At 66.2% G+C, this 14,811-nt stretch carries 9 protein-coding genes; 4 read left to right on the top strand and 5 right to left on the bottom strand.

From position 1 onward, the window contains the following. Nucleotides 1-53: 53 nt before the first annotated feature. The 3 genes from CLM73_RS24855 (at nucleotide 54) to CLM73_RS24845 (ending at nucleotide 7,124) form a co-directional block, all read left to right on the top strand. Nucleotides 54-2,093 carry a sensor histidine kinase gene (locus tag CLM73_RS24855; RefSeq protein ID WP_105240692.1) on the top strand — a complete coding sequence of 680 codons (2,040 nt, stop codon included), beginning with the start codon at nucleotides 54-56 and terminating at the stop codon, nucleotides 2,091-2,093. Nucleotides 2,094-2,382: 289 nt separating this feature from the next. Further along, nucleotides 2,383-5,433: an autotransporter domain-containing protein gene (locus CLM73_RS24850; RefSeq protein ID WP_158685926.1), complete on the top strand. Its 3,051-nt coding sequence runs from the start codon at nucleotides 2,383-2,385 to the stop codon at nucleotides 5,431-5,433. Nucleotides 5,434-5,609: 176 nt separating this feature from the next. Further along, complete coding sequence (locus tag CLM73_RS24845) at nucleotides 5,610-7,124, top strand: lyase family protein (RefSeq protein WP_105240690.1); 1,515 nt, start codon at nucleotides 5,610-5,612, stop codon at nucleotides 7,122-7,124. 16 nt (nucleotides 7,125-7,140) lie between these two features. On the opposite strand, the gene CLM73_RS24840 is transcribed toward CLM73_RS24845, so the two are convergent. Continuing rightward, nucleotides 7,141-8,043, bottom strand: coding sequence for a LysR family transcriptional regulator (locus CLM73_RS24840; protein WP_105240689.1), 903 nt, complete (start codon nucleotides 8,041-8,043; stop codon nucleotides 7,141-7,143). Nucleotides 8,044-8,186: 143 nt separating this feature from the next. On the opposite strand from CLM73_RS24840, the gene CLM73_RS24835 reads away from it, so the two are divergent. Beyond that, on the top strand, nucleotides 8,187-9,605 hold the full coding sequence (locus CLM73_RS24835; protein WP_234015737.1) for an MFS transporter: 1,419 nt from the start codon (nucleotides 8,187-8,189) through the stop codon (nucleotides 9,603-9,605). 84 nt (nucleotides 9,606-9,689) lie between these two features. Here CLM73_RS24835 and CLM73_RS24830 read toward each other — a convergent pair whose 3' ends face one another. Genes CLM73_RS24830 through CLM73_RS24815 form a run of 4 tightly spaced genes read right to left on the bottom strand, consistent with a single transcriptional unit; the run spans nucleotide 9,690 to nucleotide 14,737 of the window. Beyond that, nucleotides 9,690-10,655, bottom strand: a complete 966-nt coding sequence (locus CLM73_RS24830) for a Bug family tripartite tricarboxylate transporter substrate binding protein (RefSeq protein WP_105240688.1) — start codon at nucleotides 10,653-10,655, stop codon at nucleotides 9,690-9,692. 42 nt (nucleotides 10,656-10,697) lie between these two features. Beyond that, nucleotides 10,698-11,942, bottom strand: coding sequence for a CaiB/BaiF CoA transferase family protein (locus tag CLM73_RS24825; RefSeq protein WP_105240687.1), 1,245 nt, complete (start codon nucleotides 11,940-11,942; stop codon nucleotides 10,698-10,700). 30 nt (nucleotides 11,943-11,972) lie between these two features. Continuing rightward, nucleotides 11,973-13,118 (bottom strand): FAS1-like dehydratase domain-containing protein, encoded by a 1,146-nt coding sequence (locus CLM73_RS24820; protein ID WP_105240686.1) that lies wholly within the window; start codon nucleotides 13,116-13,118, stop codon nucleotides 11,973-11,975. A gap of 41 nt (nucleotides 13,119-13,159) precedes the next feature. Further along, nucleotides 13,160-14,737, bottom strand: a complete 1,578-nt coding sequence (locus tag CLM73_RS24815; RefSeq protein ID WP_105240685.1) for an acyl-CoA synthetase — start codon at nucleotides 14,735-14,737, stop codon at nucleotides 13,160-13,162. Nucleotides 14,738-14,811: the final 74 nt, after the last annotated feature.

Below are 14,811 nucleotides of genomic sequence, written 5' to 3'. Positions count from 1 at the left end.
AGGGCTGGTGTAATCTGCCGGGTTGCACGGAAATGCTGCGTAGATTGCGATTGATGAAACGGGAATGTTACTCCAGGGCGACGCTGTGGCTGACGCTGCTGGCCTGCCTGTTCGCGGGCCTGCTGGCCGCGGCCGCACCGGCGCGCGCCGAGCCGCTGCGTCTGGACGGCATCGACCCCGTCAAGGATGCGGGCGGCCATCTTGAACGCCTGATCGATCTGGATGGCGGCCTGGACGTGGGCGACGCCGCCAGCTCGGACGGCTGGACGCCGCTGCCGGGCAGCCTGAGCGCCGGGTTCACGTCTGCGACGATCTGGCTGCGCCTGCCCGTGCAGGTCGACAAGGTCACACACGGCGGCTGGATGCTGCGCCTGACCAACGCGCTGCTGGACGACGCGCGCATCTACGTGGGTCATGGCGGTGGCTGGACGATGCTGGGACGCAGTGGCGAGGAGCTGGCGCGGCGCAAATGGCCGGTGGACTATCGCAGCCCCGTGATCCAGTTCAATCCGTCGCAGCCGGGGCAATACGTCATCCTGGTGCGGCTGCAGAGCAAGAACGCGATGGCGACGCGGCTGGAGGTCTGGCAGCGGCTGGCGTTCGACAACCAGTCGCGCCGCGAGGGCCTGCTGTTCGGGCTGTACTTCGGCTTTTACCTGCTGCTGATCTGCGCGCACGCGGCATTCTGGCTGGTCACGCGCGCGCCGATGAGCGGGCTGTTCCTGGCCTACATCGGCAATTGCGTCTTCAACGAGGTGCTGTCGCTGGGGCTGGTGCAGCAGTTGACCGGCCTGCCGGTGGCCTGGAGCGACCGGCTGCTGGGCGTCGGCATTGCCGTCAGCCTGCCGGTGGCGCTGCGGGTCGCTTGCCGCCAACTGAATCTGGAAGCCCTCTATCCGCGCGCCGTGCGCTGGCTCGACTGGCTGTTCTGGGGCATTGCCGCAATCTGCTCCGCGCTGATCGTGACGGGACACTACGGCGCCGGCATGCAGCCGATCCAGGGGTTGGCGCTCTTGGTGATCGTGGGCTTTTCCACCCTGGCCGCCTATCTGCTCAAGCGCGGCTGGCGGCCGGCGCGCTTTTTCGCGGTGGCGTTCGGCGTGTTCTACCTGGGCGTCTTGATCGCTTTCCTGCGCAACCTCGGGGTGTTTCCGGTCAACGCCTTTACCGAGTACGTCTCCACGCTGGGCACGATGCTGCACATGCTGCTGCTCAGTCTGTTCATCGTCGGACGCTACGAGCGGCGCCGGCGCGTGCGCGAACTCCAGCAGGCCAACCTGGCGGCCGATCTGGCGCGCCAGCACAGCCACTGGCTGGAACGCGAGGTCGCCCTGCGCACGGCCGAAATGCAAGGCGAGATCGAACGCCGTGTCGCGCTGGAAGGCGAGCTGCGCACGTCGCTGGAAAAGGAACGGCAGATGTTTACGGAGCAGCGCGATTTCGTGGCGATGGTGTCGCACGAATTCCGCACGCCGCTAGCGATCATCACGACGTCGGCGCAACAGCTTGGCCGCAACCTTGCCGCGCCGCTGGAAAAGAGCCTGGCGCGCTGCGCCAACATCCGCAATGCGGCCACGCGCCTCCTGGCGCTGGTGGACGAATATCTGACCGATGACCGCATGCGCGAGCCGCGCGCCGAACTGCGCATGACCCGGTGCGATGTGCCCGCGCTGTTGCAGGACCTGGCGAGCGAGTATCCGCCGGGGCGGGTGCAAAGCACCTACGAGACACCCCTACGCGCGCTCGATTGCGACGCGGGCATGCTGCGGATTGCGCTGCGCAATTTGCTGGCCAATGCGGACCGGCATTGCGCGGCAGGCAAGACGGTGAACGTTTTGGTCAGCGAAGACGGAGACATGCTGCGCATTGCGGTCTCCAATCCCGGCAGCCGCATTCCGCCTGCCGAGCAAGAGCGGCTGTTCCAGAAGTACTACCGCGGCCACAACGCCATGCGGCATCCGGGGGCGGGGTTGGGCTTGTACCTGGTGAGTTCGATTGCGGAGCGGCTTGGCGGATCCGTCGCCTTGGCGTCTGCCGGCGGGGACGAACCGGTATGTTTTTGCCTGGATCTGCCCCACGCCGCAGCAGCCTGACCGCGTGGGCGGCGCTTGAATCGGTACGTGACAGCGCGCGATTGTTGCGTAAACGCATCTATTTGTTTCCGTCCTGGCGGCTGTCAGACGCATTCAAAATCGGGAAAAGCGCACGATTTCCTACCCAATTTGCGCAATGTGGGGTGCGGTATTCTCGGATCTTACAAATCGCTCAGATTCGCTCAGATTCTGTTTTGCAATGATCGGTACATTTCAGACACGAAATTTACATGGTCACTACAAAATGTCTCGCCGCTTTCCGCTTACTCGTATTGCTGTATTGCTTAGCTTGAGCTTTTCGCCTATTGCCACCCCGTACGCGCTGGCGCAGATCAGCCCGGAGTATGTTCAGGATGGATACGCGGATCCCGTCGCGTATGGCAACATCGAAAACACGGCGTCCTCCAACTATCCCTACATTCGCCTGCAAAGCGGTGCGTTGCGTAATGGCAATCTCATCAACAGCGCGTTCCTGAAGGGCGGGTATTACGACGGTTCCTTCTCGGTGGAAGCGTCGACGCTAAATGGAAACATCCGCAACGAAGCCAACAGCACGGCTTACGGCGTGGGTCTCGCCCAAGGCAAAGTGAGCGGCGACATCGTCAACAACGGCGATCTCTACGGCCGATACATCATCCCCGGTTTTGCAGGCGTCTCGCCCATGGCTCAGCCGTCGAGTTCCAGCGTGACGATCACCAGTCACAGCACCGTCGGCGGCAAGATCATCAACAACGGAACCATCCATTCCGACAGCAACTCCGTCGTTTTCCCGACGAGCGGTCTGGCGATTGAAATCTCGAACAGCAGCGCGGTCAACGGCGGCATCGAAAACAACGGCACGATCAAAGGCGGCATTCTGGTCAGGGACGGCTCTGCCGTGAACAGCGACATCGTCAACATCGGCACCGTCAACGCGAACAACGTCGCCTCCTCGTCCATGCCGGTGAACAATCTGGCCCTGGAACTCAGGAATGCCAGCACTGCCGCCGGCAACATCGACAACAAAGGCACCCTGAACGGCGGCATCCTGATCGGCGACAATTCGCAGGTGAAGGGCGACATCGTCAATTCCGGCGTCATCTACGCGAGCTCGCCCTACTCGATCTTCCCGACCAGCAATCTGGCGGTGGAAGTGCGCAATGGCAGCACCGTCGACGGACGCATCGAAAACTCGCAGACCATCAACGGCGGCATCATGGTGAGCGGCGGCGCCGAAGTGACGGGCGGCATCGTCAACAGCGGCTCGATCCTCGCCAACACCTACACGTTCGCCTCCAGCAGTGTCGCGGTCGACGTCGAGGGCGCCGGCCAGCCGATGGTGATCACGAACACCGGCACCATCATCGGCGACGTGCGCCTTGGCGCCTCCACGTTGAATATCGACGGCGGCAACATCCATGGCGCCATCACCGGCGACGACAACCAGCACAGCTTCCTGTTTGCCAGCGGCGGCGGCACCAGCACGGTGAACATCAACACCAACTATGCGCCCCAAGGCAACATCACCGTCGGCGCCGTGAACGTCGCAGCGGGCAAGACGCTCACGCTGTCCGGCACGAAGGTCAATGGCCTGCTGACCGTGAACGGCACCCTGGCCGGTTCCGGCGATGTGGGCAACACGATGCTGGCGTCTGGCGCAACGCTGTCGCCGGGCACCGCCGCGAAAACGGGCCACGTGATGATGTCGGCCATGACGCTGGCGCCGATTGGATCGATCGGCATCATCCCGTCCCAGTCGGAAATCGGCACTGTGACGGTGAACGGCGACCTGACCTTCATGCCGGGCTCGACCTATCGCGTCGATGCAACCGACGATGGCAAGAGCGACCGCGTGAACGTCACGGGCACGGCCAACCTGGCCGGTAACGTCGTGCATATCGGTTCGGGCGGCACGTATGCTGCGTCGACCGCCTACACGATCCTGTCGGCCAACAGCGTGAACGGCAAGTTCGGCGGCGTGTCCAGCGATCTGGCCTATCTGCAGCCGACGTTGAACCAGGAAGGCAACGACGTGGTGCTGAAGCTGGACATGAAGCAGGTGCCGGTCGATCCGGACCCCAAGCCCACTGATCCGGACCCCAAGCCGAACGAGCCCAAGCCGACCGAGCCGAAGCCGACCGAGCCGGATACCAAGCCGACTCCGGGCAAGCCCGTCGACAACGGCGGTGGCAACACGGACAGCGGTACCCGTCCGATCGAGTTCGCCGACCTGGCAGTGACCAGCAACCAGCGTTCGGCGGCGAACGCCGTGCAAACCCTGCCCAAGAACAGCTCGCTGTACACCCGTGTCCTGAACCTGCCCAACGGCGCCCCGGCCGGCGTGTTCGCCGATCTGTCGGGCGAATCGTTCGGCAGCAGCGTGTCGGCGATGCAGAACGTCAGCAACAACGTCGCCAGCCTGCCTACCGCTCAGTTGCGCGCCAACATGAACGCCGGTTTCATCCCGGGCCCGCCCACGGCGCAAGTCGGCCGCGGCGACGCCTCGATGCTGCCGCGCTCGAACGCGCAGCCGCTGTGGGCGCAAGCTTTCGGCAACTGGCGCACGATGGACGGCAACGGCAACGTGGCCAAGTCCCGTGAACGTGACGTCGGCATCTTCGTCGGCGGCGACCACGGCGTGGGCAACGGCTGGCGCCTGGGTGGCGCGTTCGGGTACACCGACAGCCGCATCACCGTGGACGACCGTTCCGCCAAGTCCGACGTGAACAGCTACAGCGCGATCTTCTACGGCGGCAAGTCGTTCGAAGTTGGCTCGGGCAAGATCAACTTCACCGCTGGCCTGGCCTACACGTGGCATGACATCGACAGCAAGCGCAATATCAACGCGGCCGGCCAGTACCAGGAGCTGAAGGCGGACTACAGCGCCAGCACCGGCCAGGTCTTCACCGACGTGGGCTATGCAATCCCGCTGAACGACCGCCTCACCCTTGAGCCGTTCTTCGGCGCCGACTTCAGCGATCTGCGCACCCGCGGCTTCTCGGAGTCGGGCGGCGACGCCGCGCTGAGCGGCCGCAGCAGCACCAACAACGTGGGCACCACCACGCTGGGCCTGCGCGCGCAGACCACCTTCGACGTGAAGGACACCGCGGGCCGCCTGCGCGGCATGCTGGGATGGCGCCATGCCTACGGTGACCTCAACCCGGAAGCGACGATGTCGTTCGACGGCAGCCAGCCGTTCACCGTGGCGGGCAATCCGCTGGCGCGTGACGCGGCCGTGATGGAAGTGGGTCTGGACCTGGCGATGAGCAAGAACGCCACGCTGGGCCTGGCTTACTCGGGTCAGTTTGGCGACGGTAACCGTCAGAACACCGGCACGGTCAACGTGAGCTGGCGCTTCTAAGACATTCCGCCTCGGCGGATGCGAAAGGCCGGCCTCTTCGGAGGCCGGCCTTTTTCTTGCGTGTGACCCGTCTTCGTTTGGCACGGTGCCTGACACCCGCGCCTCCGTGCAATACAGGATGTTCTGGGCAAAGCAGCTTCGATACACTGTCCGGCCACCCCTATAACGAGAACGCCATGAGACAGTTTCTTCCGACCCTGGGCGCCGCCCTGGTGTTAACGCTGGCCGGCAATGCGGCCACTGCGCAGCAAAGTCCGCCCCGCGACCCCTTTTTTTGGCTGGGAGAAATGAACAAGGCCACGGTGGTGATCAATACCGACGAAGGCCTGCTGGACAAGTCCATGGCGCCGCGCCTTGCGGCCGGCGTCGCCAAAGTCATCCACGACGGCAACCAGGCGGGCGCCAAGCGCCCGGCCACCGTCATCACCTTTGAGCCCCTGCTGATCAAGGCCGCCGGCGAGGACATCACCTTGCTGCACGCCGGCCGTTCCAGCCAGGACATGCACGCCACCTACCGCAGTGCCATCCTGCGCGACAAGCTGCTGGATCTGGCGGACCAGTTGAACGCCACGTCCACCACCCTGGTGGAACTGGCGGCCAGGCACGCGGGCACCATCGTTCCCAATTACACGAACGGCGTTGCCGCGCAGCCCAACAGTTATGGACACTATCTGCTGGGCCAGGCGGCGGGTCTGGCGCGGGATGCGCAGCGCATCCGCGAAGCCTACGTCCGCATTGACCGCTCGCCCATGGGCACGACCGTGCTGAACGGCACGAGCTGGCCGCTGGACCGCAAGCGCATGGCGCAATACCTGGGCTTCGAGGCACTGGTCGACAACGCGTACGACGCCTCGCAGATCTCGTCCATGGACCAGCCCGTTGAGGTCGCGTCCATCGTCACGAGCATCGCGCTGCGCACGGGGAATTTCGTCGAAGACGTGATGACCCAGTACGCGCAGTCGCGTCCGTGGATCCTGCTGGAAGAAGGCGGCGGCAACACCTACGTGTCCAGCGCCATGCCGCAAAAGCGTAATCCGGGCCTGCTGAACGACACGCGCAGCGATGCTTCCACGGCGGTGACGCTGGCGATGGGGCCTGTCCTGCAGACCCACAACATCACGCCCGGCATGAGCGACCCCAAGGACGTGAAGCAGAACTCCGCGATGGTCGATAGCGGCATCTCGGCGCTCAAGCGCTGGGACCGCGTGCTCAAAGCCATGGTCATCAGCCCGGACCGCGCGTTGGAAGAGCTGAACAGCGACTGGACGGCCTCGCAGGAACTGGCGGACGTGCTGATGCACAAGTACAAGCTGCCATTCCGCGCGGGGCATCATTTTGCGTCCGAGGTCGTGTCCTATGCCAAGGCGAACAACATCAAGCCGCTGGATTTTCCGTATGAACAGGCGCGCCGCATCTACGCCGATGCAATGAAGGACTCGAAGTACGGCGCCGACCTGCCGATGAGCGAGGCCGAGTTCCGTTCGACCCTGGACCCGATTGCCATCGTGAAGAACCGCGCCACCATCGGCGGTCCGCAGCCCAAGGAAATGGACCGCATGATCCAGGCAGCGCGCGAGCAGCTGGCCGCGCAGGACAAGTGGATCAAGGCGCGCCGCGCGCATATCCGCGATTCGCTGGCGGAACTGGACAAGCAGTTCGACGCGTTGGTGGCGAGCGCGCCCAAGCAATAACGCGGGTGGGGCAACCCTATCGGGGCGCGTCTGCCCCGCAAGCCTGGAGCACGATGCCGCGCAGCCAGCGATGCGCGGCATCGCCGTCCATCCGGGGATGCCATAGCATTGACACCGTAAATGGCGCCATCGCAAACGGCAGCGCAAAGCTGCGCATGCCCTCGCGCAGCGTGCTGGTGTGCCGTTCGGGCACGGTGGCGATCAAATCGGTTTCGCGGACCAACGCCAGCGCCGTCGAAAAGCCGCCGGCAACGGTGGCGATGTGGCGCGCGCGGCCGGATTGCGCCAGCGCGTCGTCCATGGGTCCGGAGTCCCGTCCGCGGCGCGACACGAGGACGTGGCGGGCTGCCAGGTACCGCGTCAGCGTGACGTTGCCGCGCGCCAGCGGATGGGCCGCGCGCATGACGCCGATGTACCGGTCCTGAAACAGCGCGCGAGTGCGCAGCTCCGGGCTGGCCGACTGGCCCACCACGCCTGTTTCCAGGTCCACCGCGCCTTCGCGCAGCGGTGCGCTGTCCTTGTCCAGCTTCTGCATGAAGCGCAATCGAACGCCCGGCGCCTGGTCTTCGATCACGGTGAGCAGACGGGCTCCGAAGTTTTCAACGAAGCCGTCGGTAATGCGCAGGGTGAACGTGCGCGAGAGCGCTGCGGGATCCAGGCCTTCCGCGGGGCGCAGCACGGCTTGTGCATCCCTGACCAGCCCGCCCACCTGCTCGCGCAGCGCCAGCGCCCGGGGCGTGGGAACCAGGCCGCGCCCGGCCCGCACCAGCAGGGGATCGCCCGTGGTGTCGCGCAGCCGCGCCAAGGCACGGCTCATCGCGGAAGGACTCAGGCGAAGCCGCCTGGCGGCGCCGGCCACGCTGCCTTCGGAGAGCAGCGCGTCCAGGGTGATGAGCAGGTTGAGGTCGGGCGCGGACATCTGGCAAACGTAGCATGCCGGCAAAAAACGCGCGGGAATTTGGCATGGCGTCGTATGCAGGTATTCACTGCAAATGCTGCGTCTTCCGCCACGTCTGGGAGAGGCATACGCTGGAGTTCCGTTTCCCTTTGCACGTCGCCATCATGTCGCGCTCCGCTTCGCCCCTATCGCCATCCCCGTCCCGTCTCCCGCTGTTGGCCTGCCTGTCCTTGTCGATGCTGCTGGCGTCCCTGGGCACCAGCATCGCCAACGTAGGCCTGCCCGCCTTCGTCCAGGCATTCGGCGTCTCGTTTCAGTCGGTGCAGTGGGTGGTGCTGGCGTATCTGCTGGCCATCACGACCGCCGTGGTCAGCGCCGGACGGCTGGGCGACCTGATCGGCCGGCGGCGCCTGATGCTGGCGGCAATGGTTTGGTTCACGGTCGCCTCCGTGCTGTGCGCAGCCGCGCCCGGACTGTGGATGCTGGTGGCCGCGCGCGCCGCGCAGGGGTTGGGCGCGGCTGTGCTGATGACGCTGGCCATGGCCTTTGCCGGTGAGGCAACGCAGAAGGGAAGGGCGGGCAGCGCGATGGGCCTGCTGGGCACGATGTCGGCAGCCGGCACCGCGCTCGGTCCGACACTGGGCGGCGCGCTGATCACCGGTCCGGGATGGCGGGCGATCTTCCTTATCAACCTGCCGCTGGGTCTGCTGGCGTTCTGGCTGGCGTGGCGGCATCTGCCCCGCGATCCCCAACGCGTCGCGCCGCAGACGATTCGTTTTGATTGGCTGGGCAGTGCGCTGCTGGCGCTGACGTTGGCGGTCTACGCGCTGTCCATGACGCGCGGACGCGGCGGCTTCAGCACGACCAACGTTGTCCTGCTTGCGGCGGCGGCGGGCTGCGCCGGTCTGTTTGCGTGGGTGCAGTCGCGGACGTCACATCCGCTGGTGCGTCCGGCGATGATGGCCGATCCCGTGCTGGCGGGCGGCTTCGCGGCCAACGCGCTGGTCGCGACGGTGATGATGGCCACCCTGGTGGTTGGGCCGTTCTATCTGGCCGGGGCGTTGGGGTTGGACGCAATGTGCGTCGGGATGGCAATGTCTTGCGGTCCGCTCGTCGCTGCACTGGCAGGTGTGCCGGCGGGGCGCTGCGTGGACCGGTTTGGCGCCCGGCCGATGACGCTCGCCGCGCTGATGGCAATGACGGGCGCATCGGCGATGCTTCCCGTTGCGTCGGAAGCGTTCGGCGTGACGGGATATGTGGTCGCGCTGGGCGTGCTGACGGCTGGGTATGCGCTGATTCAGGCGGCCAACAACACCGCGGTCATGGCCGGGGCGGCAGGCAACGAACGCGGCGCCGTGTCCGGCATGTTGAACCTGTCTCGCAACTTGGGGTTGATTACAGGTGCGTCGGCGATGGGGGCGGTGTTTGCCGTGGGCGCCGGGGCAACTGCGCTGGCTCATGCCGCGCCCGCTGAGCTATCGGCCGGGTTGCACGCGACGTTTGTGACGGCCGCCGTGTTGTGCGCGCTGGCGATGGCCGCGGTGGCGGTTGGCGGGTTGAGGCTTGCTGCACTCCGGTCGTAGGGCAGCGGGCTTCAGTCGCAGCCGCGGCGCAGCGGATCGGCCTGCGCCGCGTGGCATGGCTAATAGTTGGAGGACATGCCGAAATTACTCCGCCTTCAGCCCTGCCTGCTCGATCAGCGGTTGCCACTTCTGCCGTTCGCTGCGTGCAAACGCGGCCAGCTCCTCGGGCGTGCCGCCGCCCGGTTCATGCCCCAGATCCAGCAGCTTCTGCCGGACCTCCGGACGCGCCAGGATCTTGGCCAGGTCCTCATTCAATCGCTTGATCGCCGCCGGCGGCGTGCCCTTCGGCGCGTACAGGCCGTTCCACGCGATCACCTGAAACCCGTCCAGCCCCTGTCCCGCGACCGACGGCACGCCGGGCAGCAGGGCCGACTCTTTCAACGAGGTCACCGCCAGCGGGCGCAGCTTTCCGCTGGTGATGAACGAGCGTGCGGCGCTGACCGTGTCGATGCCGACCTGCACCTGGCCGCCCAGGAGGTCCGTGGTGGCGGTGGCCGAGCCCTTGTAGGGAATGCCGCGGACGCTGTTGACGCCCTGCTTTTTGAGCAGTTCGTACACGAGGCGCGCGGTGGTGCTGGGCATGCCGACGTTGACGCTGTCTGGCTTGGCCTTGGACGCGTTGCGCAGGTCCGCCAGACTGGCGTAGGGCGAGGACGGCGTGGTCAGCAGCACCATGGGAAACGAGCTGACCAGCATGACGGGCGCGAAGTCCTTCTCCGGATCGAAGTTGGTGGACGCATACATGTACTGGTTCAGTACGTGCGTGCCGTTGGTGCCCATCAGCAGCGTGTAGCCGTCCGGTGCGGCGCGCGCGGCCTCGGATGCGCCGATGTTGCCGCCCGCGCCGGGGCGGTTCTCGACGATAAAGGGTTGGCCCAGGTCGCGGGCCAGGTACTCCGCCAGGTAGCGGGCGGCGACGTCGGTGCCCTGGCCGGCCTGGTAGGGGACGATGATCTTGACGGGTTTGGAGGGGTAGCTGTCGGCGGCCGCGGCGGGCTGGGCGAACAGCAGCGGCGCCGCTAGCGCGGCGATCAGGCGTAAGGTCTTCATGGTGGTCTCCTCGTTTTTATATGTGGCTGCATCGGACTGCGGCTAGGGCTTGGGAGGCGGCCATCGCGGCAGGATGCCCTGTTCCTGCAATGCCGCGATCTGTGAGTCGCCGAAGCCGGCCTCCCGGAGGACTTCGACGGTGTGCTGCGCATAAGCGGGCGGCAGCCGGTCCACGCGCGCGGGCGCTTGCGACAGCCGTACTGCGGAACCGATGCCGTGATAGCCGTTGCGATCGACGCGCATGCCGCGATGCGCAGTGTGCGCCTGCGTAAAGGCTTCTGGCACGCTGTTGACCGGGCCAGCCGGCACGCCAAGCTTCATCAGTTCCGCACACAAAGCGTCACGCGGACGCGAGGCCAGGGCGTTCTCGATGGCGTCCCGCAAGGCGGCGCGATTCGTCAGCCGCGCGCGGTTGGTGGCAAAGCGCGGATCGTCCTGCAACGCTGTCAGGCCCGCGTAGTCGCAGAAGCGGCGGAACTGGCGGTCGTTGACGACGCCCAGAAAGACCTCGCCATCGCGGCAGGCGTAGCGGTCATACGGCGCGATGTTGGGATGCGCGCTGCCCAAGAGGCCGGGCGTCTGGTCGGTGTGCATCCAGTTGGCGGCGTGCGGCACCAGCAGGCTGAGCGCGGTGTCGAACAAGGTGACCTCGACCCGCTGGCCCAGGCCCGTGCGTGCCCGGTGGTAAAGCGCCAGCAGGATGCCGGACTGCGCGGTGTAGCCGGTCAGATGGTCGACGATGGGCACGCCGATGCGGGTGGGTCCGCCGGCCGGTTCGCCGTTGATGCTCATCAGGCCGCACATGGCCTGCAGCACGGCGTCGTAGCCGGGCAGGCCGCCCAGCGGCCCGTCGTCGCCAAAGCCCGTGATGGCGCAGTGGATGAGCTGGGGAAAGCGGGGTTTCAGGTCCGCCTCGTAATCCAGGCCCCACTTGGCCATCGTGCCCGGGATGAAATTCTCGATCAGGACGTCGGCGTCGGCCAGCAGCGCCAGCAGCACGTCGCGGCCCGCGGGTTTGGACAGGTCCAGCCCGATGGCGCGCTTGCCGCGGTTGACGGCGGTGAAGTAGGCGGCGTCGCCGTCCTCGTTGACCGGCGGGCCCAGCGTGCGCGTCTCGTCGCCGCCGGGCGGCTCGACCTTGATGACGTCCGCGCCCTGGTCCGCCAGCATCTGCGTGCACAGCGGGCCGGCCAGGACGCGCGACAGGTCGATGACGCGCAGGCCGTCCAGCGCGCCCCGCGGACGGGCCTCGGGGCAGGGTGCAGCATGTTCCGATGAATCAGACATCGCCCACCTCGTCTTGGGGGTTGCCGCCGGTCAGGCGCGGGTAGGCAATTCGACCACACCGGTACCGAGTACGGAAAGCTCGTCGTCCTGGTTGCGCGCTTCCTGTTCGATCTCGACCAGGTGACGGCCGTCTTCCACATACTTGCGCACCACCTTGCCCTTGAAGAACAGCATGTCGCCTTCGGGGTTGTGACGGCGGATCTTGCACGTGGACTTGCGCAGGAATCCGGCGTCGCCCATCCAGTTGGTGAGGTGATGGGTCAGCCACGAGTTGCGCTCGGGACCGTAGTCGTAGGCGCCGGGCGCGCCGACTTCCAGCGCGAAGTCTTCTTCCCAGTGGACGCGCTCGGGCACGTCCGGAATGCCGAAGCGGTTGGTGATGCCCACGCCCGGATGCGCGTCGATGAGCTGCCACGCCAGCTTGTTGGCGCGGATGTACAGGCCGCCCCAACCCTGCGCGAAGGCGATGAAGCCGGTGACCGTCATCGGCCCCTTGAACATCACGGGCAATTCTTCGCCTTCCTTCACGTCTTCCCAGTAGCGGGGCGTGGCGCCGCGCACTTCTTCCTGCGCGTAGAGCTTGTAGGCTTCCTTGATTTCCTCGGGGCTGTAGCGGCGCGGCTCGCGGGCGCGGACTTCCGCGTACTTGCTGCCCTGTTCACGCGCGTGATCGCGTTCGGTGCGAAAGCACCAGCTGTCGGCCTCGGCGACCTTGTCGCCGTTCTGGTTGAAGAAGTCCACGTGATAGATCTGCTGCACGGCGCGGCCGGCAAAGCGGGTCTGGTGCTCGATCAGGTTCTTCAGGTGCGCTTCGGTGGAAATGGTGTCGTTGCGCTTGACCGTCTTGTGCCAGGTCCAGTCCGCGCCCGACCACATGGCGTGCACGCCGGGCAGCCCGCCCACGTAGCCGGACACGATGCGGCTGGTGGCAAACAGGAAGCTGGGCAGGGCGATGATGCCGCCGTGCTGGGTCTTGGCCGCGTATTCCGGATCCGACCACAGCGGGTTGTCGTCGCCGATGCCGTGGGCGTAGTGGCGGATGTTGTCGCGCGTGGCTTCGTAGCACCACGGCTCGGCGGTGGCGCCGATCTTCACGCCGATGCGCTCGCGCAGCTCGTCCAGCCCGCGTTCGGTGATCTTGGGAAAGCTGCGTTCGGTCTTGGTCTGGGTCAGCATGATGTCTCCTGGGTTTGAGAGGTGGCCTGTGCCGGGTCGCCCTAGGCGTGGGCGGCGCCGGCGGGCGTGGTGTCGGCGGTCGCAAGCTCTTGCTCCCGCAATTTCCTGCGATGGATCTTTCCGGCGGGCGTCTTGGGCAGTTCAGCCACAAACACCACCTGCCGCGGATACTCGTGCTGCGCCAGGCGGCTGCGCACGGCGTCCTGGATTTCCTGCACGAAGGCGTCGTCGCCGGGGCGCGCCGACACCACGAAGGCCTTGACGACCTGGCCGCGCAGCGGGTCGGGCACGCCGATGGCGGCGGCCTCCGTTACGTCGCGGTGCTTGAGGATGGCGTCTTCGATTTCGACGGCGCTCATGGTCCAGCCGGCCGAGATGATGACGTCGTCGGCGCGGCCGCCGTGCCAGAAGTAGCCGTCTTCGTCCACGCGCCCCAGGTCCTTGGTGGCCACCCAGGCGTCGCGGCGCCACAGCTTGAGTTCGCCGGTTTCGCCAGGCGCGCAGGGCTGGCCGTTGGCGTCCTGCACTTGAACGCGCAGGCCGGGCACGGGCTTGCCCAGCGAGCCGGCCTTGACCGTGAAATCCGGCGCGCCGGGATAGTTGACAAGGCAGACGCCGATTTCCGTTGTGCCGTACATGCTGCAGACGGGCCGGCCGAAGGTCGCTTCAACGAAGGCGGCGGTCTCGCTGTCGATGGGTTCGCCGGTGAAGGACACCTTGTCCAGGTGATAGCGATGGCGTGCCGCCGCGCCGCTGTTGCGCATCATCCGGTAGTGGGTGGCGGCGGCGGAAATATTGGTGAAGCGATGATCCTGCAAGGCCTGCAGCAGGCGTTCGGCGTTGAACTTGCCGGCATACGCGCCAATGGTGACGCCCAGGGCCAGCGGCGCCAGCGTGCCGTGCCACAGACCGTGGCCCCACGCGGGCGATGACGGGCACATGTAGCGATCGCCGGGACGGATGCCGGTGCCGTACAGCGCGGCCAGCATCAGCGTGACCAGGGCGCGGTGCGTGTGCTTGACGGCGTCGGGCAGTTCGCGCGTCGTGCCCGACGTGTACTGGAAAATGGCCAGATCGTCGGCGCGTGTGCGGCATTCGTAATGGGACGGGTACGCGGCCAGCGTGCCGAGGAAGGCGTCGTCGGCAATGACCACGCGCATGTCCTCGCCGCCGGCGGCAAGCGGGGCTTTTTCGGCGTTGGTCACCAGCATGCGCGGCTGGCAGTCCTGCACGCGCAGCCGGATGCCGTCGGGGCCGAACAGCGTGAAGAGCGGCACGGCGATGGCGCCCATCTTCATGGCGCCGAACATGGCCACGTAGAACGGCAGCGACGGTTCCAGCATGACGGCGACGCGGTCGCCGGCCCGGATGCCCTGCTCGACCAGGTAGTGGGCGAAGCGCGAGGATTCCTCGGAGATCTGGCGGAACGAGTAGGTCTCGTCGCCGCCTGCGGCGCGCACCAGGATGATCGCCGGCTCCGTCTTGTCTGCATGCCGGTCGATGCACTCGTGCGCGATGTTCATGGTTTCGCGGTTGCCATCGAACAGCTCCCAGAGCTTGTCCGCGGAGCAGAGCGCCTGGGCGTCCGCGTAGGAAAGGGTATCGGTCAGCTTCGTCATTTCGTCGTACCTGTGTGGGTCGGCAACCTGTGGAATCCACTATGCGCGCCGCAAATTAAATTGTCAATGACGTT

It is taken from the genome of Achromobacter spanius (genome assembly GCF_002966795.1).
GTDB classification, from domain to species: domain Bacteria; phylum Pseudomonadota; class Gammaproteobacteria; order Burkholderiales; family Burkholderiaceae_B; genus Achromobacter; species Achromobacter spanius_D.
Note: the sequence above shows the minus strand (reverse complement) of the source record. Positions and strands in the feature narration are given on the sequence as shown.

Bases quoted from the DNA above. Each gene is read 5' to 3' on its own strand.
- CLM73_RS24845 (WP_105240690.1), top strand. From the start codon at position 5,610: ATGAGACAGTTTCTTCCGACCCTGGGCGCCGCCCTGGTGTTAACGCTG.
- CLM73_RS24840 (WP_105240689.1), bottom strand. From the start codon at position 8,043: ATGTCCGCGCCCGACCTCAACCTGCTCATCACCCTGGACGCGCTGCTC.
- CLM73_RS24825 (WP_105240687.1), bottom strand. From the start codon at position 11,942: ATGTCTGATTCATCGGAACATGCTGCACCCTGCCCCGAGGCCCGTCCG.
- CLM73_RS24855 (WP_105240692.1), top strand. From the start codon at position 54: ATGAAACGGGAATGTTACTCCAGGGCGACGCTGTGGCTGACGCTGCTG.
- CLM73_RS24815 (WP_105240685.1), bottom strand. From the start codon at position 14,737: ATGACGAAGCTGACCGATACCCTTTCCTACGCGGACGCCCAGGCGCTC.
- CLM73_RS24820 (WP_105240686.1), bottom strand. From the start codon at position 13,118: ATGCTGACCCAGACCAAGACCGAACGCAGCTTTCCCAAGATCACCGAA.
- CLM73_RS24830 (WP_105240688.1), bottom strand. From the start codon at position 10,655: ATGAAGACCTTACGCCTGATCGCCGCGCTAGCGGCGCCGCTGCTGTTC.
- CLM73_RS24835 (WP_234015737.1), top strand. From the start codon at position 8,187: ATGTCGCGCTCCGCTTCGCCCCTATCGCCATCCCCGTCCCGTCTCCCG.